Below are 22,862 nucleotides of genomic sequence, written 5' to 3' on the forward strand. Positions count from 1 at the left end.
TAGATGGCCACCTCCACCCTCGCACGCGTCTGGCACAGCGATCTCGCATGGAGTTTCCGCACCTCCAAAACCGCGCTGATTTCCAGCGTCTTGCTGGCAATCATGTTCGCAGCCGCGATCTTCGCCCCACAGCTTGCCACACAGAACCCGTTCAACATCGCCGAACTCGAACTGTGGAACAGCGAGTTGCCGCCTTTCTGGGTCGAGGGCGGGTCCCGGCAATTCCTGCTCGGCACGGATGTGCAGGCGCGCGATGTCTATTCCTCAATCCTCTACGGGCTGCGCCTGTCGCTGATCGTCGGCTTTGCAAGTGTCATCCTAGCGGCGGTGATCGGCATTTCTCTTGGCTTGCTGGGCGGATTTCTGGGCGGAATTGTGGATGCTGCGATAATGCGTTTCGCGGATGTCCTGCTTAGCTTCCCCGCTATCCTTGTGGCTTTGTTGGTCAACGGGATCGCCCGCGGCATCCTGCCCCCCAGCCAGCATCAGGATGCAGCGATTTATGTGCTGATCCTTGCCATCGGGCTGACCAACTGGGTGCAATATGCGCGCACCGTACGCGGATCGACCATGGTCGAGCGACAGAAGGAATACGTTCAGGCTGCCCGCATCAATGGTATTTCCGGCCCGGGTATCATGTTCAATCACATCATGCCCAATGTGATGGGGCCTGTTCTTGTGATCGCCACGATCAATCTTGGCATGGCTGTGCTGACCGAGGCGACGCTGTCCTTCCTTGGTGTGGGTATGCCCGCGACCCAGCCCAGCCTTGGTACACTTATTCGGATCGGCAACGAATACCTGTTCTCTGGTATCTGGTGGGTGGTGATCTTCCCCTCGGCCGTGCTTGTGGCGCTTGTCTTGTCGGTCAATCTGCTGGGCGACTGGCTGCGCGACGCGCTCAACCCCAAACTGAGGTAAGTGCCATGACCTTGTTGAAAGTCGAAAATCTGACTGTTGAATTTCCGTCACGTCGTGGCACCTTGACCGCTATCGAGGATGTCTGCCTGACGGTCGCACCAGGCGAGATATTGGGGATGGTGGGCGAGTCCGGTGCCGGAAAGTCGATGACCGGCGCTGCCATCATCGGGTTGATCGAGCCGCCGGGCCGCATTGCCCGCGGGCAGATTCTCCTCAATGGAAGCCGGATCGACAATCTTGGTCGTGAAGACATGCGCCGCGTACGTGGCCGCCAGATCGGGGCTATCTTTCAGGACCCGCTGACCAGCCTCAACCCTGTTCTGACGGTGGGCGAGCAACTGATTGAGACGATCCAGACGCATCTCAAGCTGTCGCGCAGTGCAGCGCGCGAACGTGCGATCGACTGGTTGCGCCGCGTGGGTATCCCCGCCCCTGAAAAGCGGGTGGATACATATCCGCATCAGTATTCCGGGGGGATGCGTCAGCGTGTGGTAATTGCGTTGGCACTCTGTGCAGAGCCACGGCTGATCATCGCGGATGAGCCTACGACTGCGCTGGATGTCTCGGTTCAGGCCCAGATCATCGCGCTACTGCGCAAGCTGTGCAAGGAAACCGGCGCCTCTGTCATTCTGGTGACGCATGACATGGGGGTGATCGCAGAAACCGCAGATCGTGTGGCGGTAATGTATGCAGGCCGTGTGATCGAGGTGGGCGCGGTCGCTGATGTGCTGCGCGCGCCGCGCCACCCTTACACGGCGGGGCTGATGGCTTCGATCCCGCGCATTGGCGAAAAGCCGGATATCCTGCCGCAGATTGACGGGGCCATGCCCCGGCTGAATGCCCGGCCAGAGGGCTGCGCCTTTAACCCGCGCTGCCCCAAACGGATGGAGGTCTGCGCCCGCTTGCGCCCGGACCTGGTCGCCGATGCGCAAGGCGAAGTTGCCTGCCATCTCTTCAGCAAGGAGTTAGCGACATGATGCACCCTGATGACCGCCCCCTGCTGGAGGTGTCTGGCCTGCGCAAGAGTTTCGACCTTTCCAAACCCTTTATCAATCGGCTGATTGAGCGCAGTGAGCGTCAATTCGTCAAGGCAGTTGATGGGGTCGACTTCACGATCCAGCGCGGTCAGACCCTCAGTCTGGTTGGGGAATCAGGTTGTGGCAAATCCACAGTCGCAAAACTGATCATGGGTCTGAGCAGGCCGAGCGGCGGCAGCATCCGATTTGAGGGAACCGAACTGGCCGATCAGCCTGCTGGCAAGCCCGCACAACTGCGGCGCCGGATGCAAATGATCTTTCAGGATCCCTATGCCAGCCTGAACCCGCGTTGGCGGGTGGCGCGGATCATCGCAGAACCGATGAAATCCTTTGCGACCCATCCCGACCCGGGGAAACGCCGCAAGGAAGTTGATCGCCTGCTGGAATTTGTGGGCCTCTCTGCTGCGGATGGCGACAAGTTCCCGCATGAGTTTTCAGGCGGGCAACGTCAACGTATCTCGATTGCCCGGGCGATTTCGACCAAACCGGAGTTTCTGGTCTGTGACGAGCCGACCTCGGCGCTGGATGTCTCGGTACAAGCGCAGATCCTCAATCTTATGCGCGAATTGCAGCGAGAGTTGGGGTTGACCTATCTGTTCATCAGCCATGATCTTGCGGTCGTGAATTATATTTCGGACTGGATCGGCGTCATGTATCTCGGACGGCTGGTCGAATTGGCGCCCGCCGCCGAGATTTTTGCAAAGCCGCAGCACCCCTATACCCGGCTGCTACTGGATACCGTGCCAGATATCTCGATGGTTAATCGTGATATGGACCGTCCTGCTGGCGAGGTGCCCAATCCGATCACCCCGCCGCCGGGGTGTCATTTCCATCCGCGTTGCGTGCATGCCGATGCGCGTTGCAAGGCGCAGATGCCGGATTTCATTGCCTCTGCAACCGGACATGCCCGGTGCCACGCGGTGCAGGAAGGGCGCTTGTCCCCGATTGCCGAACGGGCAGCCCTGCGCGGGGCGGTCTGATGCAATTCGACTTTACGCAACTTCCGCCCGCAGACCGCTACAGGTTGCTGACCAATTTCATCGGGCCGCGCCCCATTGCGCTTGTCAGCACCCGCGCAGAGGCAGGCCATACGAATGCCGCGCCCATGAGTTTCTTCAACGTTTTCTCGCAAGATCCACCGATCGTCATCCTGGGCATTCAAACGCGACCCGACGGGCGCGAGAAAGACACGATGGGCAATATCCGTCGTACAGGGGAATTCGTGGTCAATATGGTCGATATGGACATGGCCGATGCCATGATCCTGTGTGGTGTGAATTTTGCCCCTGACGTGGATGAATTCGCTTTCTCGGGTATTGAGGCGGCGTCTTGTCGGCAAGTGAATGCAATGCGTGCACGCGGCACGCCCTGCGCGATGGAATGCAGGATCGAGCGAATAATAGATTACCCAAACCGCGCTATCGTGTTGGGCGAAGTGCTGGAAATGCATGTGCGCGACGACTGCCTTGATGCCCAGGGGCGCTATGTTGATTCTGCTGTCTACCAACCCATCGCGCGGTTGCATGCCGACAATTACATTGTCAGCGACCGCCAGTTCCAATTGCTCAAGCCCTCAGAAATGCACGCCTATGAGGCTGCGCAACTCGCCCCGGCACAAGGACGAAAATAATGCTAATTCACGTCATCAACCCCAATGCCTCGCGCGAGATGACCGAGCAGATCGCCATTGCCGCACGTGAGGGGGCAGGGCCGAATTCCCGGATCGAAGTCAGCGGTGGACAGGCCACTCCGGTCTCAATCGAAGGTTATGCGGATGAGGCGCTGGCGGTCCCCGCTATGCTCAACGCAATACACGCGGTCGACCAGCGCGGGGCGGCGGCCCATGTGATTGCCTGTTTTGATGATCCGGGCCTGTCCGCGGCGCGCGAAGTGGCTGGCGCACCTGTGGTCGGAACCTGTCAGGCGGCTGTTCAATTCGCGATGACAGTTGCAGTGCGTTTCTCGGTGGTCACGACCCTGCCGCGCTCGGTGCCGATTATCGAGGATCTGGTGTCGGCCTATGGTGCAGGCCGCCATTGTCGGGGGGTACATGCTGTCAACTTGCCCGTTCTGGCCTTCGAGACGGATGAGGGGACCGCGCGCGCAAAGCTGTTGCATGCGGTGCGTGCCGCGCAAAAGGCAGATAATGTCGACGCCGTCGTGCTGGGCTGCGCGGGCATGACATCGCTGACCCGGTGGCTAAGCGCGGAATGCGGTATTCCGGTGATAGATGGCGTGACAGCAGCCGTCAGGATGGCAGAAGCCTTGGCCGCATCGGGCTATCGCACCTCGAAAACAGGCGGCTATGCCACGCCAATTCAAAAAGCGGGCGGGTTTGAGAGGATGGCATCGTGAGTGATATTCTTTTGCGCAATCTGCGTCCGATGGGCGGTGCCGCGCTCGACATGCGCATCAAGGCAGGCAAGATCGCAGAAATCGCCCCGTCACTACAGGCTGACGACCTGCCTGTAGAGGAGTGCAAAGGCGCCATCGCAATCCCCGGATTGGTCGAAGCGCATACTCATCTGGACAAGACTGTCATGGGCTTGGGCTGGTATGAGAATGCTGTTGGTACAGACCTGCGCGCCATGATCGACAATGAACGCGCAGAACGGCATCGGCTAGGTATGGACCCGCACCGCCAGTCCATGCGCCATGCGCTGGCGTTGGTTGGGGCCGGTTGCACACATGCCCGCAGCCATGTCGATATCGACACCGAACACGGCCTTGCCATACTGGAAGGTGTGCTGGCAACGAAAGATGCCTTGCAGGGCATTATCGACATCGAGATCGTGGCCTTTCCCCAATCCGGGCTTTTGGTGCGGCCCGGCACTTTGGAATTGCTGGACGAGGCGCTGGCGTCGGGTGCTGATCTGGTTGGCGGTCTGGACCCTTCGGGTATGGATCGTGACCCCAAAGGTCACCTGGATGCCATTTTCGGACTGGCCGAGACGCACGGGAAAGGCGTCGATATTCACCTGCATGAGGCCGGAACGCTGGGCGCGTTCTCATTGGAACTTATCATGGAGCGGACGCGCGCGCTTGGCATGCAGGGCAGGGTGGCTGTCAGCCATGCCTTCTGTCTGGGCATGAATGACTGGCACGCAACCGAAGCGCTTATCGCAGGTCTTGCTGAATGTGACATCGCCATCCTGACCACGGGTGCGCCCTCGCGCGAAGTGCCGCAGGTCAAGCGGCTGCATGCAGCAGGGGTGCGCCTTGGTGTGGGCTGCGACGGCGTCCGCGATACATGGAGTCCGCTGAACCGCCCCGACATGATCGACCGCACGCGCATTATCGCGATGCGCAACAACCTACGCTCTGATGCGGATCTGGCGCTTGCGCTGGACATCTGTAGCGCCGGCGGCGCGCGGGTCATGGGGTTGCAGGGCTACGGGCTGGAGGTGGGGTGCATGGCTGATCTGACCTTGCTGGACGCGGAAACCCTTGCCGAAGGCGCGATTTCCGATGCGCCGCGCCCGTTGGTTCTGAAAGCAGGTCGCGTGACGGCAAGGAATGGCGCGGCATTGAGAAAGGCACCCTGATGCATTTGCAGGATATTCAACTGGGCAAACGTGCCGAAGGCCGTACAGCCCTGAAATCGCGCTGGATTGTCGCCTGTCAGGACGGGCAGCACCGGCTTTTGCGTGACGGCGAAATTGTGATTGAAGGGGGGACAGTCCTGTATGTCGGCCCCGGTTTTGAAGGTGAGGTTGCCCGCCGCATTGATTTTGGCGAAGCCCTTATCTCACCCGGCTTTATTGATCTGGACGCGTTGTCGGACCTGGACACAACTCTTCTGGGTGTGGACAATCAACCCGCCTGGGCCAAGGGGCGTGTCTGGCCGCGAAGCTATGTGACACGCGGCCCATATGAAATGTATAGTCCTGAGGAACTGGCCTTTCAGAAGAAATTCTTATTCGCGCAGCTTCTCATGAACGGTATAACCACGGCGCTGCCTGTCGCGTCGCTGTTCTATCGGGAATGGGGCGAGACGCGGCCCGAATTCGATGCCGCCGCGCAAGCTGCCATTGATTTGGGTCTGCGCGTCTATCTGGGGCCTGCCTATCGCAGCGGCGGTATGGTTTGCGAGGGCCCCGATGACCTGCGCCCGCAATTCGATGAGGCGCGTGGGTTGAAGGGGCTTGCAGATGCGACCGGCTATATTCGCCGCTGGAATGGCGAAGGCGGGGGACTGGTGCGTGGGCTGTTGGCCCCTGACCGGGTTGAAACCTGCACCGAGGCCCTGCTCCGCCAGACCATGGCCGCAGCGGAAGAACTGGATGTTCCGGTTCGGTTGCATTGTGCGCAAGGCTTGATGGAGCGCGACACTGTGCAGGCCCTGCACGGAGCGACTGCACCGCAATGGCTGGCGCGGATCGGCGCGCTGAATGCAAGGCTCATTGCCCCGCATGCCACAGTCGCCACACCAGATGATCTGGCGCTCTATCGTGATCATGGGGTCAGTATCGCGCATTGTCCGGTGGTGGCGGCGCGTTCCGGCGCTGCGCTGCAATCCTTCGCAAGTTGCCGGAACATGGGGATAAATATCGGTATGGGCACTGATACAGCCCCGCCCGACATGGTGTTGAACATGGCTGTCGGGGTCATGGCCGCACGACTGGTGGGCGACCGCCCCGAAGCCGTGAACAGCGCCGCCATGTTCAATGCAGCAACTATGGGCGGCGCCGAGGCCCTTGGTCGGAGTGATCTGGGGCGTATCGCGATCGGCGCGCGCGCTGATATCGCTGTCTTCGATCTGGCTGATCCCATGATTGTCCCGACGGTTGACCCGATCCAGTCGCTTGTTCTCGGTGCAACTGGTCGGATAACGCGCACCGTCTTTGTCGATGGCCGTCTGAGCATGCATGAAGGTCAAGTTGCGGGAATGAACATCCCCGAGGCCCGCGCGCAGGCGCAAAAACAGTTTGACGGACTGGTTGCCCGCTACCCGGAACGGACCTTCTCGCATCCGCCAGTCGAAGAGATTTTCCCCCCAAGCTTTCCGCCGCTGGTGCCGTGAGGGACATAGAAGATCACGATTTCAGACGGGCGCTGTCAGACAAGCTGTTACACTTCTTAAAGGTGACGCCCTCGGCCACGGCTGCGCTATCGGGGGCGGGTCGTCTGGTTGAGATCGGCATACAAAGCACACTGCCCGAACCGCAGAAAGGCGTGCCGGTTATGCGCCAATCGCGAAGGCTTTTGGCTGCAAGACAATATCGTGCAATGTATACTTGTCCATGACGTTGAGAAATGCCGCCAGTGCTTCATCAAGGATGCCCGGCAGAACACATGTTGACGCTATGCTGCAACTTGAGTTCGGATCGAAACACTCGACAAGTGCGAAATCAGTTTCGGTCGCCCGGATCAGGGCACCAAGGTTGATCTGCTCAGGTGGCAAGCCAAGGCGAAACCCGCCCCCATGGCCGCGCATCGATTCCAGATAGCCTTCCTTGGACAGCATCAGCACAACTTTTTTCAGATGTGCATGGGAAATGCCGTAAATCTCAGCCGCCTCGCGGATTGTGGTGTTGCGACCCGGGGCGCTGGCGGCAAGCAATAGTACACGTAAGGCATAATCAGTAAATTTCGACAGTTGCATTGTCTCGGTCGCCTCTTCGATCTTTCACTATTTATTTGTTTCTAAAGGTATAGCACGCCTATATCTAATAAAGGATATTTTATTTGATCTTGATCAAAGATAAACAAAACATCCCTTTATAATATACACGCATGCTACGTTGTGCATTCCCTTTTCTGTCTGCCCTTCTGGCCCTCGGCTTTGCCGTAAGCGCCTTTGCGCAAGGGTATGTACAGGTGAAGGCGCCTGCGCCGGACGTGCATGAACTGGTTATCTGCGGTGAAACCGGCCTAGAGACGATCTTCGTGGATGAGTCTGGTGAATTGATTGATCCCGATACTTGTCCTGACACCCTATGTCAGGATTGCCTGCGCGTAACCGCAGCGCTGTCGTCAAGCATCGTGACAACACGCGCGCATGAAATCACCAGCGCGCTTGCAGGCGCCCCCCGCATCTCGCGCGCACTCCCTGTCATATTCCGCATGGCACACCAGCCACGCGCGCCCCCTCTTCTGAAACAGGCCTGAACGATGATTTCCCCAGCCCTCTCTGGCGTAACGCGCGCTTTGTGGCAAAGCTGCCTTGCCGTCATACTCTGCCTTCTGGCGTTTACGCCTGTATCGGCGCAGACCCCGCATCTGCCGCGTTTTCTGGCCGAAGTTGCGCCCGAAACGCTTGTTCCAGACGCAACTGGCTTTGGTCCGATGCGCGAAGACATTCCTGCCGCCCCTCTGCTGCGCGGCGACGCGCAGATCGGCTGGGTTTTCATCACCTCTGACTATGTCGGCACCACCGGCTATGCGGGCAAACCCATCCATACAATGGTGGCCATTGACGATGATGCCCGCATCATCGGGCTGAACCTTGTCCAGCATTGGGAACCCATTGTCCTGATCGGCATCCCCGAATCGCGCATCCGCGATCTGATGCGCGACCATATCGGGCTGGACCTGACCGTTGCCGCGCAGGCGGGCGGCGATATTCAGGACCTTAACATCATTTCGGGCGTGACTGTCACGATCATGGTGATCGACGATTCCATCGTCCGCTCGGGTATCCGTGTGGCCCGCGCGCTGGGGCTGGGCGGTCTGGCCCCGCGCGATGTCGCGTCAGGCCCGCAATTTGAAATCAACCCCGACGCACCCGTCGCGGATGACTGGTTCACGCTGGTCGGTGACGGCACGGTGCGGCGCATGTCGCTGGATGTGGGGCAGGTCAATGCCGCCTTCGCCGTGATGGATGACCCGCGTGCCACCCGCCGCGCCCTGACCGAACCTGACGACACCCGCTTCATCGACATGTATGCGACCGTGGCCAGCGTGCCGGGAATCGGCCGGACCCTGATCGGTGAACGCGAATTTGCGAATCTGGAAAACTGGCTGGAAGAGGGCGAGCATGCGCTGGTAATCGGCGCTCGGGGGCTCTATTCCTTCAAGGGGTCGGGCTATGTGCGCGGCGGTGTGTTCGACCGCATCGTGCTGATCCAGAACGAACAATCCATCCGTTTTCGTGACCGCGACAACCGCCGCTTGCGCGCGCTGGATGTGGATGGCGCGCCCTCCTTCGACGAGTTGGACCTGTTCCGCATCCCTGCCGAATACGGGTTCGATCCGACAGAGCCATGGCGCTTGCAGCTTCTGGTCAGCCGCGATGTGGCCGCGCTGGAACGGGTGTTCACCACCTTTGATCTGGGCTTTCAGTTGCCGCGACCGTATCTGACGGAAGTTGCTGCGCCACAAGCCGCCATGCCCGACCTGCATGACCAAGAGGCGGAACTGGCCGCGCAGCGGGCGCTGATTGAACGTATCTGGTGGGATCGCCGCGTCGAGATTGCAGGGCTGGCCCTCATGCTGACCGTATTGACAGCGGCGTTTTTCTTCCAAATGTTCCTGACCCGCTCGGCGCGCGCAACCTATTGGTTCCGAATGGGTTTCCTGTCCTTCACACTGGTCTTTCTGGGCTGGTATGCAGCGGCGCAACTGTCGGTCGTCAACATCCTTGCGCTGGTCGAGTCGCTGCGCGCGGGGTTCAGCTGGCAGGCGTTCATGCTGGACCCGCTGACCTTCATCCTATGGTGGGCGGTGGCGGCGGCGCTGATCTTCTGGGGGCGCGGTGCCTATTGCGGCTGGCTATGCCCGTTCGGTGCGCTACAGGAACTGACCAACCAGATCGCGCGGTTTTTCAAGGTGCCGCAGGTCACCCTGCCCTGGGGGCTGCATGAACGCCTATGGCCGCTGAAATACATCATCTTTCTTGCGCTCTTTGCTGCATCACTGGCCGCTGTGCCATGGGCAGGCAGCCTGAACGAGGTCGAGCCTTTCAAGACAGCAATTGTCCTGAAGTTCGACCGCGCCTGGCCCTTCGTGACATTTGCGTTGGTGCTGTTGGGCATCGGGCTGTTCATCGAGCGCTTCTATTGCCGTTATCTGTGCCCGCTGGGCGCGGCACTGGCGATCCCGGCGCGGATTCGCATGTTCGACTGGCTGAAACGCTATCCGGAATGCGGCACCCCGTGCCAGACCTGCGCGAACGACTGTTTTGTGCAGGCCATCCACCCGACGGGAGAGATCAACCCCAATGAATGCCTGAACTGCATGAATTGTCAGGTGCTCTACCAGTCGAAAACGAAATGCCCGGTCGTGATCCGCAAGCTGAAGCGGCGCGAGTCTGTCAAGGCGAGTGCCGCGCCCAAAGCGGTCGATCCTGCCCGTGCGAACCATCCCAATCTGAAAAAGGAGACTTCCAATGTCTGACAAGACACAAAAACCCGGCATCAGCCGGCGCGGATTGCTGGGCGCAACCGCAGGCGGGGCGGCGCTGATGGGCGCAGGCCTTGGCGGAGGCGCGGCGCGGCTGGGCCTGATGGGCGGCGCAGCGGCGCTCGGCACCGCGGCAGCGACAAAAGGCGCACATGCAGCAGCCGATTACCATGTCGGGCCGGGCCAGTTGGACGAATATTACGGCTTCTGGTCTTCGGGCCAGACAGGCGAGATGCGCATCCTTGGCATTCCGTCCATGCGCGAATTGATGCGCGTGCCGGTGTTCAACCGCTGCTCGGCCACGGGCTGGGGCCAGACCAATGAATCTATTCGCATCCATCAGGAACGGATGCTGCCCAAGACCAAGGCCTTTCTGGAGGCTAATGGTAAGAAAATCCACGACAATGGCGACCTTCACCATATTCACATGTCCTTCACCGAAGGCACCTATGACGGGCGTTTCCTGTTCATGAACGACAAGGCGAATACCCGCGTGGCGCGTATCCGCACCGACATCATGAAATGCGACAAGATCACCGAAATCCCCAATGCCAAGGCGATCCACGGGCTGCGGCCGCAGAAGTACCCGCGTACCGGCTATGTCTTTGCCAATGGCGAGGATGAAGGACCGATGGTCAATGACGGCAAGATCCTTGATGATCCGTCGCAATATGTAAACTTCTTCACCGCGCTGGATGGTGACACGATGGAAGTCGCCTGGCAGGTGATGGTTTCCGGGAACCTCGACAATACCGACGCCGATTACGAGGGCAAATGGGCCTTCTCAACCAGCTACAACTCTGAAATGGGCATGAACCTGGCCGAGATGACAGCGGCCGATATGGATCACGTTGTCATCTTTAACATTGCCGCTATCGAGCGCGCGATTGCCGAAGGCGACTATATCGAGTTGCAGGGCGTCAAGGTCGTGGACGGGCGCAAGGGCCAGAACAAGGATTACACGCGCTATGTCGATATCCCGAACAACCCGCACGGAATCAACATGGCACCAGACAAGAAGCACCTGTGCGTCGGGGGCAAGCTGTCGCCCACAGTCTCTGTGCTTGATGTCACAAAATTCGACCTGATTTTCGAGGATGAAAGCCTTGATCCGCGCGAAACCGTGTTGGTGGCCGAACCCGAACTGGGCCTTGGCCCGCTTCACACGGCCTTTGACGGCAAGGGCAATGCCTTCACCACGCTGTTCCTCGACAGTCAGATCGTGAAATGGAACATCGAGGACGCGATCCGTCTGTTCAACGGTGAGGATGTGGACCCAATCCTGTCCAAGACCGATGTTCACTATCAGCCGGGCCACAACTCCACCTCGATGGGCGAAACGCTGGAGGCGGATGGCAAGTGGTTCGTGTCGATGAACAAGTTCTCGAAGGACCGTTTCCTGAATGTCGGCCCCCTCAAGGCCGAGAACGAGCAGTTGTTCGTCATCGAGGGGGACAATCTGCGGCTGGTTCATGACGGGCCAACCTTTGCCGAGCCACATGATTCAATCATCGTGCGCTCGGACATCGTCAATCCGCTGCATGTCTATGACCGCAATGACCCGACATGGGCCGAGACCCGCCGCATCGCCGAGGCGGACGGCGTCGATATCGACGACTGGATGGAAACCGTGGTGCGCGATGGCAACAAGGTGCGCGTCTACATGTCGTCCATGGCGCCCAACTTCTCGTTGGAGAGCTTCACCGTCAAGGAAGGCGACGAGGTTACAGTGATCATCACCAACCTCGATGATATCGAGGATCTGGCGCATGGCTTCTGCATGGGCGACCATGGCGTGGCCTTCGAGATCAGCCCCAACCAAACGGCTTCGGCCACCTTCGTCGCAGCGAAACCCGGTGTCTACTGGTATTACTGCCAGTGGTTCTGCCATGCGCTGCATATGGAAATGCGCGGACGCATGTTCGTCGAACCGAAGGACGCCTGATATGCGTGACCTGCGTTTCCTTCTTGCGGCGCTGCTTGCGGCCCTTGTCCCGGCTTTTGCCGGGGCGGGGGAGCACGTTGTGCCCGCTGATCCGGGGGCGCTGGTCGCGGCCATCGCCGGGGCGAACCCCGGCGATGTGCTTGTCCTTGCACCGGGCCGCCATGATGGCCCGGTCACCCTTGACCGCCCCATAACGCTGGACGGGCGCAATGAGGCCACGATTGACGGGCAGGGCGTGGCGGATGTGATCCGCGTGACTGGCGCGGATGTGGTGGTGCGCGGGCTGACATTGATCGGGTCCGGCAATGCCCATCCGGTTGTGGATGCAGCGGTCAAGCTGGACCGCACCGCCACCCGCGCGCTGATCGAAAATAATGTGATGATCGAGAATCTGGTTGGCGTTCATGTCTTTGGCGCGACCGATTCCATCGTGCGCGGCAACACGATCATTGGCCGGCAGGATGCGCGGATGAATGACCGTGGCAACGGCGTCTATGTCTGGAATGCCCCCGGTACGATTGTCGAAGGCAATGACATCCGATTTGGCCGTGACGGGATTTTCGCCAATGCCTCGCGCGACAATATCTTCCGCGACAACATCATGCGCGATCTGCGCTTTGCCGTGCATTTCATGTATACGAACATGAGCGAAGTCTCGGGCAATGTCTCGATCGGCAACCACCTTGGCTATGCCATGATGTTCTCGAACCGCACACAGGTCACGGATAACATGTCCCTGCGTGACCGTGGCCACGGGCTGATGCTGAATTTCGCCAATAATGCCGATGTCAGCGGCAATCTGATCCGCGGCGGCAGCCATGAAAAATGCACCTTCATCTATAACGCCCATCGCAACGTGATCGTCGGCAACCGGTTTGAAGGTTGCGATATCGGCATCCATTTCACCGCCGGGTCTGAACGCAATGCGCTGACCGGAAATGCGTTCACCGGCAATCGCACGCAGGTCAAATATGTCGGCACCCGTGACATTGAATGGAGTCATGACGGGCGCGGCAATTACTGGTCGGATCATGCCAGTTTCGATCTGGATGGCGACGGGATTGCCGATGCGAAATTCCGCCCCAATGACATGATGGACCATATCCTGTGGTCCCAACCCGCCGCTGGCCTGCTGCTTGGCTCGCCTGCCGTGCAACTGATCCGGTTTGCGCAAGCACAATTCCCCGCCACGTTGCCCGGTGGCGTGCTGGATAGTTTCCCGCTGATGCGTGCGCCAGAAATCCACGTTCCCGATGACATTGCCCGCCTAGAGGCCGAAGCCCGCCCCGCATGGCAATATGGAAGGTTTAACGATGCCGAACTTGACCCTCTCACAGCTCACTAAGTCATTCGGGGCCACGCGCGCGCTGCGCGAGGTGAGCTTCGATGTTGCCCCCGGCGAGCGTATCGCCCTTCTGGGCCATAACGGCGCGGGCAAATCCACGCTGATGAAGATCGTGCTGGGCCTGATCCCTTATGACTCTGGCCGCGTCGAGGTGCTGGGTGCCTCCCCCGGCGACCGCGCAGCGCGCCGTCAGGTGGCCTATCTGCCCGAGAATGTGGCCTTTCACCCCGCCCTTACGGGGCTGGAGCAGATCCGCACCTATCTGCGCCTGCGCGGCGCGCCCGTGCGCGAGGCAATGGGCCTGCTGGAACGTGTGGGGCTGGCCGAGGCCGCGAAACGCCGCATTGGCACCTATTCCAAGGGGATGCGCCAGCGCGTGGGGCTGGCGCAGGCGCTGATCGGGCGGCCCCGCCTGCTGGTGCTGGATGAACCCACATCAGGGCTGGACCCGGTCTCGCGGCGGGAATTCTATGCCACGCTGGACGGGCTGGCCGCCGAAGGGGCGTCTATCCTGCTGTCCAGCCATGCCCTGACCGAGGTCGAGGCCCGCACCGACCGCATCGTGATCCTGTCCAAGGGCGTGATGGTGGCCAATGCCGCTTTGGCCGAGTTGCGCCGCAAGGCGGCGTTGCCAATCCAGATGCAAGTGCGCGCTTCTGCAGCCGCTGCGGATCAGGTCGCCGCACGTTTGGGCGGGGCGCGTTTCAATGGGGCCACGGTCACGCTGTCCTGTGCGCCAGATCAGAAACTGGCGCGGTTGGGGCAGGTGACAGCCTTGGGCGATATGATCGAGGATGTCGAGGTGATCCCCCCCAGCCTGGAAGACCTTTACACCCATTTCAGCAAGCAGGTGCAGCCATGAACGCCATTCTTGCCATTTCTGCCGCCGAATTCCGCATCGCATTCCGTAACCGCTGGGTCGCGATTGCGATTGCCATGATGGCGGTTTTCTCGCTGGTGCTGGCAGGTGCAGGTAGTGCGCCCACAGGAACGCTGGGCGCGGACCGGCTGTCGGTGACGGTGGCCAGCCTGACCAGCCTTGCGGTCTATCTGGTGCCGTTGGTCGCGCTGCTGATGAGTTTCGATGCCATCGCAGGCGAGGTAGAGCGCGGCACGCTGCCCTTGATGCTGACCTATCCGCTGGGGCGGTTTGAAATCCTGCTGGGCAAGTTCATCGCGCATCTTGTCATCCTGTCGCTGGCGGTCGCCATCGGCTACGGGCTGGCGGCGGGGGCTGCGATCTGGACAGACCCGCGCGCCAGCGCGGGCTTTCCGGCCATGTTTCGGCTGTTCTGGACCTCGCTTCTGCTGGGCGCGGCCTTTGTCGCTATCGGCTATGCAATCTCGGCCTTCGCGCGCCGCCCCGGTGCCGCTGCAGGGCTGGCGATTGCGCTGTGGCTGGTGATGATCGTGCTTTACGATCTGGGGCTTCTGGCCGCTGTCGTGGCCGATGATGGCGGGCGCTTCACTACCGAGTTTTTCCCCTGGCTGCTGGTGGGCAACCCTGCCGATGCCTTCCGCCTGTATAACCTGGCGGCGTCAGACGCGACGGCCGCTGCGGCTGGTATCGGTGCCGCCGCGCAGACCATTGCGCCGTCACATGCACTGGCGTCAATCCTGCTCTGGCCGCTGCTGGGCCTTGGGCTGGCTGTGCTGGCCTTCAGAAAGGTGACCCCATGAAACATCCAATCCTGCTTTCCTGCGCGGTTCTCGCGCTTGCTGCCTGCCGCGAGGACAGCACCGCCGCGCTGCCTGCCCCCGTGACCATGACCGAAGAGGCGGTTGGCCATTTCTGCCAGATGGAGATGCTGGAACATCCCGGCCCCAAGGCGCAAGTGTTTCTGGACGGCCTGCCTTATCCGCTGTTCTTCTCTCAGGTGCGCGATGCCATCGCCTATGACCGGATGCCGGAACAAAGCCACATGATCGCGGCTATCTATGTCTCGGATATGGGGTGGTCGGGGGCAAGTTGGGACAACCCCGGCGCAGATAACTGGATACTTGCCAGTGCCGCCTATTACGTTGTGGGGTCGGATATGGTGGGGGGGATGGAAACCCCCGAACTGGTGCCCTTTGCCACACGTGAGGGTGCGCAGGCCTTCATCACCCGCCATGGCGGCGAGGCGCTGCAACTGGATGGCATCACGGATGACATGGTGCTCGCCCCGGTCGAATTTGAATCCGATATCGGCATTGAGGATGATGGTGATTTCGAAGAACGCCTGCGCGCCCTGTCGCGCGGGCAGGAGGGGTGAACATGACCTTGTCACGACGCCGGTTTCTGGTCATTTCTGCGGTAGCCTCTGCCTTGCCGGTGGCAGCGCTTGGGCAATCGGTGCATCACTGGCGTGGGGTGGCGTTGGGGGCGGATGCCTCGATCACGCTGGCGCATCCGGACGCCCCCCGCATCGTGGCGATGGCCCGCGCCGAGATTGCACGTCTGGAAGATGTCTTCAGCCTGCACACGCCCGCATCGGCGCTGAACCGGCTGAATGCGGCTGGCAGGCTGGTCGCCCCACCGCCTGAACTTCTGGAATGCCTAAGCCACTGCGCAACGCTTCACCACGCCACAAATGGCCTGTTTGACCCCACGATTCAGCCGCTTTGGGCACTTTATGCGCACCACTTTGCGGAGACAACCAATGCGGCCCCGCCCGACGCCACCGCGCTAAAGTCTGTGCTGAAACATGTCGGGTTTGGAAAAATACGCCTTGATCCCAATGAGCTAAGGCTGAAATCCGGCATGGCGCTTAGCCTGAACGGGATCGCGCAGGGCTTTATCGCAGACAAGGTGGCCGCGCTGTTGCGCGCGCAGGGTTTGACTGATGTGCTGGTCAATACCGGCGAATTCTCAGCCCTTGGTCAGGCGCCGGACGGCCAGCCGTGGCAGATCGGGTTGCGGGCGGGGGATGACCTGCTGCCAGAACGGGCTGCCCTTCGGGATGCGGCGCTGTCAAGCTCTGCCGCGCAGGGCATCAGCTTTGACGGCGAAGGCCGGGTTGGTCATATCCTGAACCCTAAAACCGGGTTGCCCGCGCCCAAGCGGTGGAGGCTGGTCACTGTAACCGCCCCTCAGGCATGGCTTGCCGATGGTCTGAGCACGGCCTTTTGCCTGATGACCCCTGAGCGGATTGCACAAACGCTTCAGGCGTTTCCACAGGCGAGGATTGAACGACTGATCGGATAGCTTTTGATCAGGTCAATTCCTTGCCATGCAAGGTCTTTTTCCTCTCACCATCTATGGTCATGAGGGCGCAGTCGAGACACGACAAGTTGGAACAGATAACCGTGCGGTTGCAGTGTCATCATCCAGGCTATCGCCGCGATGAAAGGTGGTATCGGAAAGGGGATCGGGAAAACCACATCCCAGACCTGCGCACCTGACACATGAAACAACCCGCGCAACATTGTAGGGCCTGTTCACCAATGCGCATGGCCCGACACGACCCCCGCGCGACCCAGAACTCATCTTGCAGTCAAACGTCTTGCCATCGAGCGACATCGGGCTGGAGGAGATGCAGACTGGTCGCGGTGATCCGTTCAGAATGCGCAGGGGCAAGATGACAACGCAGGACCGCCGCCCGGCATGTGGGGCGGGCCGACAGGCTATAGGCCAGAGGGTTGCAAGTCTTCGGCGGCCTCAATGGGGCGGCTGTCTTCACTCAGTCTTCAAAGCAAATCAGATTGCACCGTGCCATTCAACCGGCACCTGCCGGATCCCACGGGTATTTCGGCAGAAGGATAGCGAACAAGATGAAACGTCACTCCCGAACCGCTGCTGCGAGTGTTGTGATCTGGCCGACATCGACATCGCCGATAATCGAATAATCCAGCCCTGCATCTGTCCAATAGGCTATGCTGTCGGTGTCCATCCGCACAACGCGTAGCGGGTAATCTGCTTTATCTGGCGCATGTGGGGCAATAGATACTGTTACCCGCTCGCCCTGTTGGTCACGGAAATGAAAAATTGCAAGGGGACCGCCCTCGGCTGATACCAGCCTTGCGCTTTCGACCTCATAGCCCAATCGCCCCAGCTTCGGACTATCTATCTTGCGTTGCATTCGCTCCGAGATCCAATCCAGTGCAGTCTCCATTTCTTCTGGCTGGAACTCTGCCTCTTGCATGGACGCATATTGAAGCGCGTAATGACCGGTCACGGTTGCCGAAACAAATTGCGGATAGGCGGACCCACCAATCGACGCGGCAGAGTTATACAAGGCATTGCCCCCCCAACCGGCGGTAAATATCAGCACGCTTGCGGCGATCCGGCCAAGGGCCGGACCCATCAGAAACGCACGACGCTTTCGCGCTTTCAACTTTGCGGTTAGTTCGCGTTCCAGCGCAGCAATACGCATATTTGCAGGCAGATCGTCCGCTGTCTGTGCCATTTGCCGGATCAGATTGTCATGGTGGCGCCAGCTTGCAGTTGCCGCGCGAGCGTCCGGATCGCGGGCAAGCCGCGCCTCGACCTCAGCCATTTTTTCGGGGGGAAGCGTTCCATCCACATAGGCCATCAGGTCATCATCCAGACCAAGATCCTGTTCGGTATTGGTGTCTTGTGTCATCAGATGTTTCCTTTCCTGTTCAGAACGGTCAGCTTTCCTGCCGTGACGCCAGATACGATCTTGCGCAACGCTTCGCGCCCGCGCCCCAGACGTGACATGAAGGTGCCCAGCGGAACATCGAGCGTGCGCGCCGCCTCGGCATAGGACATTTCGCGCAGTGCAATCAGGATGATGGGAAGCCGCTGCGCCTCTGGCAGTTGATCTAGCGCTTGCAACACCTGCTTGAGTTCAAGCTGCACATGCTGATGATCCGGTACGACAGGTTCAGGCAGGTCCGGCGCGGCATCGCTGCGGGTTTTCGCACGGCGCAAGTCGCTGATATGCGTGTTGTGCATGATGCGAAACAACCAAGGGCGCAGATTTGTGCCGGGTTGCCAAGTATCTGCCTTGTCGATGGCTTTCATCAGCGTTTCCTGCACCAGATCATCTGCCGCCGTCGGATCGCGGGTCAGAACCAGCGCATAGCGGCGCAGACTCGCCGTGTGCAACGTCACTTCAGCTTTCAGACTCACGATATGGCCTCCGATCAAGGTTTCTGCACATACGCATCACCGACCATTTTCATCCAAAAAAAATCACACCATTGCGCAAAACTCTTTCACAAGGTGCGGATTAAATCGGCGCGGCCTGCGTTATTTCGGGTGAATTGCAGCGGGCAAATCTTGTCTGACTGCCACGTTACAGGAGGGCTGCCATGGGCAATGATCTGATCATCCGGCCACAGGTTCCGGCGAAGAGGCCAGAGGTTTCACTACCCGGGCTGGTGTTCGGAACCAGACCTCGCGTCATCCTCAAGCGCAGCTTCTGGATGATGCTGACATGTCTCGTACTCTATTTCGGGGTGATTGGTAATCTGATGCATCGTATCGATGCAGACCTCGAATTCACCCCGCCTAGCCCGGTAGAAGGGGGCAGCCATGCCGTGAACATGGCCGAGGCGCTGATCACCCGCGAAGTGGTGACCCATCGCTGGACCGCAAATGACCCGTTTTTCTTTCCGACTGCGTTTCACGATAATATGCCGAATTTTCAGCGCGGCATGATGCGCGCGATCAGCCGCTTCACGCTGGAGCTGGAAAACCAGATCGGGCGGCTGCGTGGCTCTTCTGCGATTGACAGTGATCTGGAACGCGCAAGTGGCTTGCTGCAATTTCCCACCGATGTCTGGATGTTCGACTTTGATCAGTCCTTCTTGCCGATTCAGCCTGCCGACACACAATATGAATCTGCCGCGCGTGCCCTGCGGGCTTATAACACGCGGGTTGCAATGGGTCTGGCGATCTTTGAAACCCGCGCAGATGCGCTTGCCCTGACCCTCGACCGGATGGCGAGCGAGTTGGGGTCCCGCGCCGCGATTGTCGATGAACATGTCAGCGGCGATGGTTTCATCATCGATATGGTGTCAGATGACATCTTCTACATGAACAAGGGCATGGCCTATGCGTCATATCTCTTGTTGCGCGAATTGGGGCGCGATTTCGAGGCTGTCATTTCGGCGCAGGGCTTGACGCGTGTCTGGCTTCAGGCGCTCGAAAGCCTGCGCGAAGCGTCCCAGCAACAACCTCTTGTTGTACTGAACAGCTCTGGTGCAAACAGCTTTCTGGCAAATCACCTGCACTTGCAGGGCTTCTATCTGAAGCGCGCGATCCTGCAACTTGATGAGATATCGCGCGTTATAAGGGCGACACGGTAATTGTCGGCCTGAACTTGCCTCACCCTGACACGGCGCCTGGATGAGAGCTCATCCGAGCGCCGTTCTCTTTGCTGGAATACGGTATCTATGGACGTTTAGTCAGAATTGGGCCAGCCGCTGAAACAAAATCTCCGATGACCGCTTTGAGCCTTTTGTGGATTGTGACCGGCGCGGAATCAAGGCCGAAGGCCGCCGCGACTCAAAGGGCCGCCCCCACGGCACGGCGATTTGGCTGCCACCAGCGCAACGATCTGTTCTTTCAGGGGCTTGGCCAGCATAAGCGCTACAGAGCAAGCCTTGGATCGCCGCACCGCGGCCGGACGCTACGCGACTTTGCGCCCGGCGTCGCTATGTCCGCAAAGTCCGCATAGCGCCCATGGCACTTCCCGCCCCCTTCTCATACCGCTCTTAACCCCCGAACCCAGTCGGCGGCTTCATGGGCATGCACTTCAGCCGCGCGAATATGCCCGTCAAAGCCCTGCGCCAGATCGCGGATAAGGCGTTTGGAGCGGATCAGCAAATACACTTCACCCGCGTAAACAGCCGCGCGGTGGTAACCAAACAGCGTCATGGGCGGGGCAAATCGTTTGCGGCCATCGAACAGATACATCCGAAACGACGGATAAAGCTCGTCCACCGTCTGCGCGATGTAGTCCAGCTGCCTTTGTCGCACTGCAGCGGGCAATCCCTGCCAGACGCCACAGCCTGCGGCGAATATCTCGAAACTTTGCAATGGCATGCACATTTCGATATCGGCCTCGGGCGCACGCGACAGGCGCAGGCGGCGCTGGGTCTGGGCGTGCAGACGGCGGCGTTCCTGCTCTGACTGCTGCGCCTGAAAGGCAATAACTTCAGATGTGCGCATCAGATCTGGCAGATGCGCAGGCACATACCGCATTTTCTGGCCCGTCGCTTCCTGATGCCAGCGTTCCATCGCGGTGCGGCTTTCGCTGTCCAGCGCGGCTTCAGTCTCGACACTATCGAGGGTCTGGGTCACAGCGCCAAAGTCTTCGCTCAATCCCAGCAGCCAATCGGTAGAGACCTGAAACTGCGCCGCAATCGCCAGCAGGGTTTCAGCACGCGGCAGGCGCGGGTCCGGCCCGGTCAGAAGCTGCGACAAGGCAGAACGGTCAATCCCAAGGCTTTCCGCAAATGCCGATTGCGTCATGCGACTCTGCGCCAGCAGTTGCGCCAACCGCCCCCGAAACAAGGCCGAAGCTTCACGTTTGTTCATCCGCGTCCCAACTCAATAATGTAGACTTCAGTAAACATGAGTAATTCAAAACATCAATGCTTTATGAAAGTGAAGATAACACTCGCGTTGTCGCAGCGCGGCTTTGCAGGCACTCTCGGCGCAGATTTTAGTTTCTTGCCCAGAGGAGGACCGCGTGCAGCGCATAGAATGGCCGACAGTTGCGCTGATTACAGGCTGTTACGGGGTCTGGACCCTTTGCGGCCTGTGGCTTTGGCCGGTGGCCCCGGTCAGCGCGCTGTGTATCATGGCGCTTATGACAGCACTACATTCTTCGCTGGTGCATGAGAACCTGCACGGCCACCCCACCCGCAACCGCCATGTGAACGAGGCACTTGTTACCCTGCCCTTGTCGCTGATCTACCCTTACCGGCGCTATCAGGCCACGCATCTGGCGCACCATCACGATGCACGGCTGACCGACCCGCTGGAAGACCCTGAAAGCTGGTACAAGGCCCGCTGGCAGCATGCCCGAATGCCGCGCCCACTCCAACGCCTGCTGGTCGCCAATAACACGCTGCTGGGGCGCATGCTGCTTGGGCCAGTGCTAGGGGCTTTCGGCTTTCTTATAGGCGAAGCGCAACTTATCTTGTGCAATGCGCGCGGCGTGCGGCGGGCATGGGCGTTGCATCTGGCCAGCCTTGTGCCTGTTCTGGCGCTTATCTGGGGCTTTGGCATACCGCTTTGGCTATACTTGCTTGCAGTTGTCTGGCCCGCGCTGGCGCTAATCTCGATCCGTACCTTTGCAGAGCATCGCTGGCATGACGCGCCGGAAGGGCGCACGATCATTGTCGAACGCTCTCCGCTTGCATGGCTGTTTCTGTACAACAACCTGCATATCGTTCATCATCAGGTACCATCAGCGCCTTGGTACAAGCTGCCGCGCCTCTATGCGGAACGCCGCGCGCATTGGCAGGCCGTGAATCATGGCTATGTTTACCGCAATTACTGGCAGTTGTTCCGCGACTATGCCCTGCGCCCGAAGGAACCCGTTGTGCACCCCGTCTTGCAGCAACACCCAGCCGCACCCGCGCTTGATCCTTCGGGCAAACAGGCCGCATGAAAATGCAAGCGGCCCTGCCCATGTATGACTGGCCCGAATTGCGCGATCAGGTCGATGCGTTTTATGCAAACCTGCGCGGTCTTGTGCCCGATCTGCCCGAAATCCTCACCCGCGTGGAAACAGAGGAACAGATGCACGCGCTGTGGCGCGCGCCCGACTTGGTGCTGGCGCAAAGCTGTTGGGGGCCGATGCAATCCGGTCTTGGCGCATATGTGCATGTGCTGGCCCAACCCCGCTATGATGATGTGCCGGGCGGGCGGGGCAGCCATTACCGCTCTGCGCTGGTCATGCGCGCAGGCCAGTCTTGCGCCGCCCCCCTGTCTGATGGGGCCTGCCTGCCGCAAGGGCTGGCGCAGCTGCGCCCTGCAATCAACGCGCCGGACTCGATGTCCGGCTGCCTTGCCCTGATGCAGGATATGCACGCGCCCGATCTGACCCAGCGCGCGCTTGTGACCGGCAGCCACCGCGCCTCTATCAAGGCCGTGGCCGAAGGCAGGGCCGATTTCGCTGCAATTGACTGCCGGTCTTGGGCCTATGCGTTGTCCCATGAACCCGCCGCCCGAACGCTGACTGTCACGGGCTGGACAGCCCTGCGCCCCGGCCTGCCTTTCATCACATCGCGCCACACGCCTGTCGCGTTGCGCGCCCGGCTCGCTCAGGCGTTGGTCCAGCTTGGCGCAGCCCCCGCCTGATCGAAA

22 protein-coding genes are annotated in these 22,862 nt (G+C 60.0%); 18 read left to right on the top strand and 4 right to left on the bottom strand.

Going from position 1 to position 22,862, the window contains the following annotated elements; genetic code table 11:
• The first annotated feature begins 3 nt into the window (after nucleotides 1–3).
• Genes EV660_RS00185 through EV660_RS00215 form a run of 7 tightly spaced genes read left to right on the top strand, consistent with a single transcriptional unit; the run spans nucleotide 4 to nucleotide 6,981 of the window.
• Nucleotides 4–921: an ABC transporter permease gene (locus EV660_RS00185; protein WP_071482384.1), complete on the top strand. Its 918-nt coding sequence runs from the start codon at nucleotides 4–6 to the stop codon at nucleotides 919–921.
• Nucleotides 922–926: 5 nt separating this feature from the next.
• Nucleotides 927–1,898, top strand: coding sequence for an ABC transporter ATP-binding protein (locus tag EV660_RS00190; RefSeq protein ID WP_071482385.1), 972 nt, complete (start codon nucleotides 927–929; stop codon nucleotides 1,896–1,898).
• A complete protein-coding gene (locus tag EV660_RS00195) occupies nucleotides 1,895–2,938 on the top strand; it encodes an ABC transporter ATP-binding protein (protein WP_071482386.1) in 1,044 nt (347 codons plus the stop codon). The genes EV660_RS00190 and EV660_RS00195 overlap by 4 nt, the downstream gene beginning before the upstream one ends.
• Complete coding sequence (locus EV660_RS00200; protein WP_071482387.1) at nucleotides 2,938–3,588, top strand: flavin reductase family protein; 651 nt, start codon at nucleotides 2,938–2,940, stop codon at nucleotides 3,586–3,588. The genes EV660_RS00195 and EV660_RS00200 overlap by 1 nt, the downstream gene beginning before the upstream one ends.
• On the top strand, nucleotides 3,588–4,313 hold the full coding sequence (locus tag EV660_RS00205) for an aspartate/glutamate racemase family protein (protein WP_071482388.1): 726 nt from the start codon (nucleotides 3,588–3,590) through the stop codon (nucleotides 4,311–4,313). The genes EV660_RS00200 and EV660_RS00205 overlap by 1 nt, the downstream gene beginning before the upstream one ends.
• Nucleotides 4,310–5,503: an amidohydrolase family protein gene (locus EV660_RS00210; RefSeq protein ID WP_071482389.1), complete on the top strand. Its 1,194-nt coding sequence runs from the start codon at nucleotides 4,310–4,312 to the stop codon at nucleotides 5,501–5,503. Before EV660_RS00205 ends, EV660_RS00210 begins: the two co-directional genes overlap by 4 nt.
• Nucleotides 5,503–6,981: an amidohydrolase family protein gene (locus tag EV660_RS00215; protein ID WP_071482390.1), complete on the top strand. Its 1,479-nt coding sequence runs from the start codon at nucleotides 5,503–5,505 to the stop codon at nucleotides 6,979–6,981. Before EV660_RS00210 ends, EV660_RS00215 begins: the two co-directional genes overlap by 1 nt.
• A 159-nt stretch (nucleotides 6,982–7,140) precedes the next feature.
• On the opposite strand, the gene EV660_RS00220 is transcribed toward EV660_RS00215, so the two are convergent.
• The gene (locus tag EV660_RS00220) at nucleotides 7,141–7,563 is read right to left on the bottom strand and encodes an RrF2 family transcriptional regulator (RefSeq protein ID WP_071482391.1); all 423 of its coding nucleotides are present in this window, start codon (nucleotides 7,561–7,563) and stop codon (nucleotides 7,141–7,143) included.
• Nucleotides 7,564–7,694: 131 nt separating this feature from the next.
• On the opposite strand from EV660_RS00220, the gene EV660_RS00225 reads away from it, so the two are divergent.
• From EV660_RS00225 to EV660_RS00260, 8 genes are read left to right on the top strand one after another with little or no spacing between them, the layout of a single operon-like run.
• Nucleotides 7,695–8,069, top strand: a complete 375-nt coding sequence (locus tag EV660_RS00225; protein ID WP_071482392.1) for a hypothetical protein — start codon at nucleotides 7,695–7,697, stop codon at nucleotides 8,067–8,069.
• Nucleotides 8,070–8,072: 3 nt separating this feature from the next.
• Nucleotides 8,073–10,295: a NosR/NirI family protein gene (locus tag EV660_RS00230; protein ID WP_071482393.1), complete on the top strand. Its 2,223-nt coding sequence runs from the start codon at nucleotides 8,073–8,075 to the stop codon at nucleotides 10,293–10,295.
• Nucleotides 10,288–12,246 carry a TAT-dependent nitrous-oxide reductase gene (gene nosZ, locus EV660_RS00235; protein WP_071482394.1) on the top strand — a complete coding sequence of 653 codons (1,959 nt, stop codon included), beginning with the start codon at nucleotides 10,288–10,290 and terminating at the stop codon, nucleotides 12,244–12,246. The genes EV660_RS00230 and nosZ overlap by 8 nt, the downstream gene beginning before the upstream one ends.
• A 1-nt stretch (nucleotide 12,247) precedes the next feature.
• Nucleotides 12,248–13,591, top strand: coding sequence for a nitrous oxide reductase family maturation protein NosD (locus EV660_RS00240; protein ID WP_071482395.1), 1,344 nt, complete (start codon nucleotides 12,248–12,250; stop codon nucleotides 13,589–13,591).
• Nucleotides 13,560–14,453, top strand: a complete 894-nt coding sequence (locus tag EV660_RS00245; RefSeq protein ID WP_071482396.1) for an ABC transporter ATP-binding protein — start codon at nucleotides 13,560–13,562, stop codon at nucleotides 14,451–14,453. Before EV660_RS00240 ends, EV660_RS00245 begins: the two co-directional genes overlap by 32 nt.
• Nucleotides 14,450–15,271 (top strand): ABC transporter permease, encoded by an 822-nt coding sequence (locus tag EV660_RS00250; protein ID WP_071482397.1) that lies wholly within the window; start codon nucleotides 14,450–14,452, stop codon nucleotides 15,269–15,271. The genes EV660_RS00245 and EV660_RS00250 overlap by 4 nt, the downstream gene beginning before the upstream one ends.
• Nucleotides 15,268–15,846 carry a nitrous oxide reductase accessory protein NosL gene (locus tag EV660_RS00255; RefSeq protein ID WP_071482398.1) on the top strand — a complete coding sequence of 193 codons (579 nt, stop codon included), beginning with the start codon at nucleotides 15,268–15,270 and terminating at the stop codon, nucleotides 15,844–15,846. The genes EV660_RS00250 and EV660_RS00255 overlap by 4 nt, the downstream gene beginning before the upstream one ends.
• Before the next feature lie 2 nt (nucleotides 15,847–15,848).
• Nucleotides 15,849–16,778 carry an FAD:protein FMN transferase gene (locus EV660_RS00260; RefSeq protein ID WP_071482399.1) on the top strand — a complete coding sequence of 310 codons (930 nt, stop codon included), beginning with the start codon at nucleotides 15,849–15,851 and terminating at the stop codon, nucleotides 16,776–16,778.
• 574 nt (nucleotides 16,779–17,352) lie between these two features.
• On the opposite strand, the gene EV660_RS00265 is transcribed toward EV660_RS00260, so the two are convergent.
• Complete coding sequence (locus EV660_RS00265) at nucleotides 17,353–18,156, bottom strand: anti-sigma factor family protein (protein WP_071482400.1); 804 nt, start codon at nucleotides 18,154–18,156, stop codon at nucleotides 17,353–17,355.
• Complete coding sequence (locus tag EV660_RS00270) at nucleotides 18,156–18,668, bottom strand: sigma-70 family RNA polymerase sigma factor (RefSeq protein WP_071482401.1); 513 nt, start codon at nucleotides 18,666–18,668, stop codon at nucleotides 18,156–18,158. Before EV660_RS00270 ends, EV660_RS00265 begins: the two co-directional genes overlap by 1 nt.
• 182 nt (nucleotides 18,669–18,850) lie before the next feature.
• Here EV660_RS00270 and EV660_RS00275 point away from each other — a divergent pair, with 182 nt between their 5' ends.
• Nucleotides 18,851–19,849 (top strand): DUF2333 family protein, encoded by a 999-nt coding sequence (locus tag EV660_RS00275; protein ID WP_084635176.1) that lies wholly within the window; start codon nucleotides 18,851–18,853, stop codon nucleotides 19,847–19,849.
• Nucleotides 19,850–20,246: 397 nt separating this feature from the next.
• Here the strand turns inward: EV660_RS00275 and EV660_RS00280 are convergent, their stop codons facing one another.
• Nucleotides 20,247–21,083: a helix-turn-helix domain-containing protein gene (locus tag EV660_RS00280; RefSeq protein WP_071482402.1), complete on the bottom strand. Its 837-nt coding sequence runs from the start codon at nucleotides 21,081–21,083 to the stop codon at nucleotides 20,247–20,249.
• A 154-nt stretch (nucleotides 21,084–21,237) separates the two neighbouring features.
• Here EV660_RS00280 and EV660_RS00285 point away from each other — a divergent pair, with 154 nt between their 5' ends.
• Nucleotides 21,238–22,164: a fatty acid desaturase gene (locus tag EV660_RS00285; RefSeq protein ID WP_071482403.1), complete on the top strand. Its 927-nt coding sequence runs from the start codon at nucleotides 21,238–21,240 to the stop codon at nucleotides 22,162–22,164.
• Nucleotides 22,161–22,856, top strand: coding sequence for a phosphate/phosphite/phosphonate ABC transporter substrate-binding protein (locus EV660_RS00290; protein ID WP_071482404.1), 696 nt, complete (start codon nucleotides 22,161–22,163; stop codon nucleotides 22,854–22,856). Before EV660_RS00285 ends, EV660_RS00290 begins: the two co-directional genes overlap by 4 nt.
• Nucleotides 22,857–22,862 lie beyond the last annotated feature (6 nt).

Origin of the sequence: Roseinatronobacter bogoriensis DSM 18756, from assembly GCF_004366635.1 — a bacterium.
Lineage (GTDB): Bacteria > Pseudomonadota > Alphaproteobacteria > Rhodobacterales > Rhodobacteraceae > Roseinatronobacter > Roseinatronobacter bogoriensis.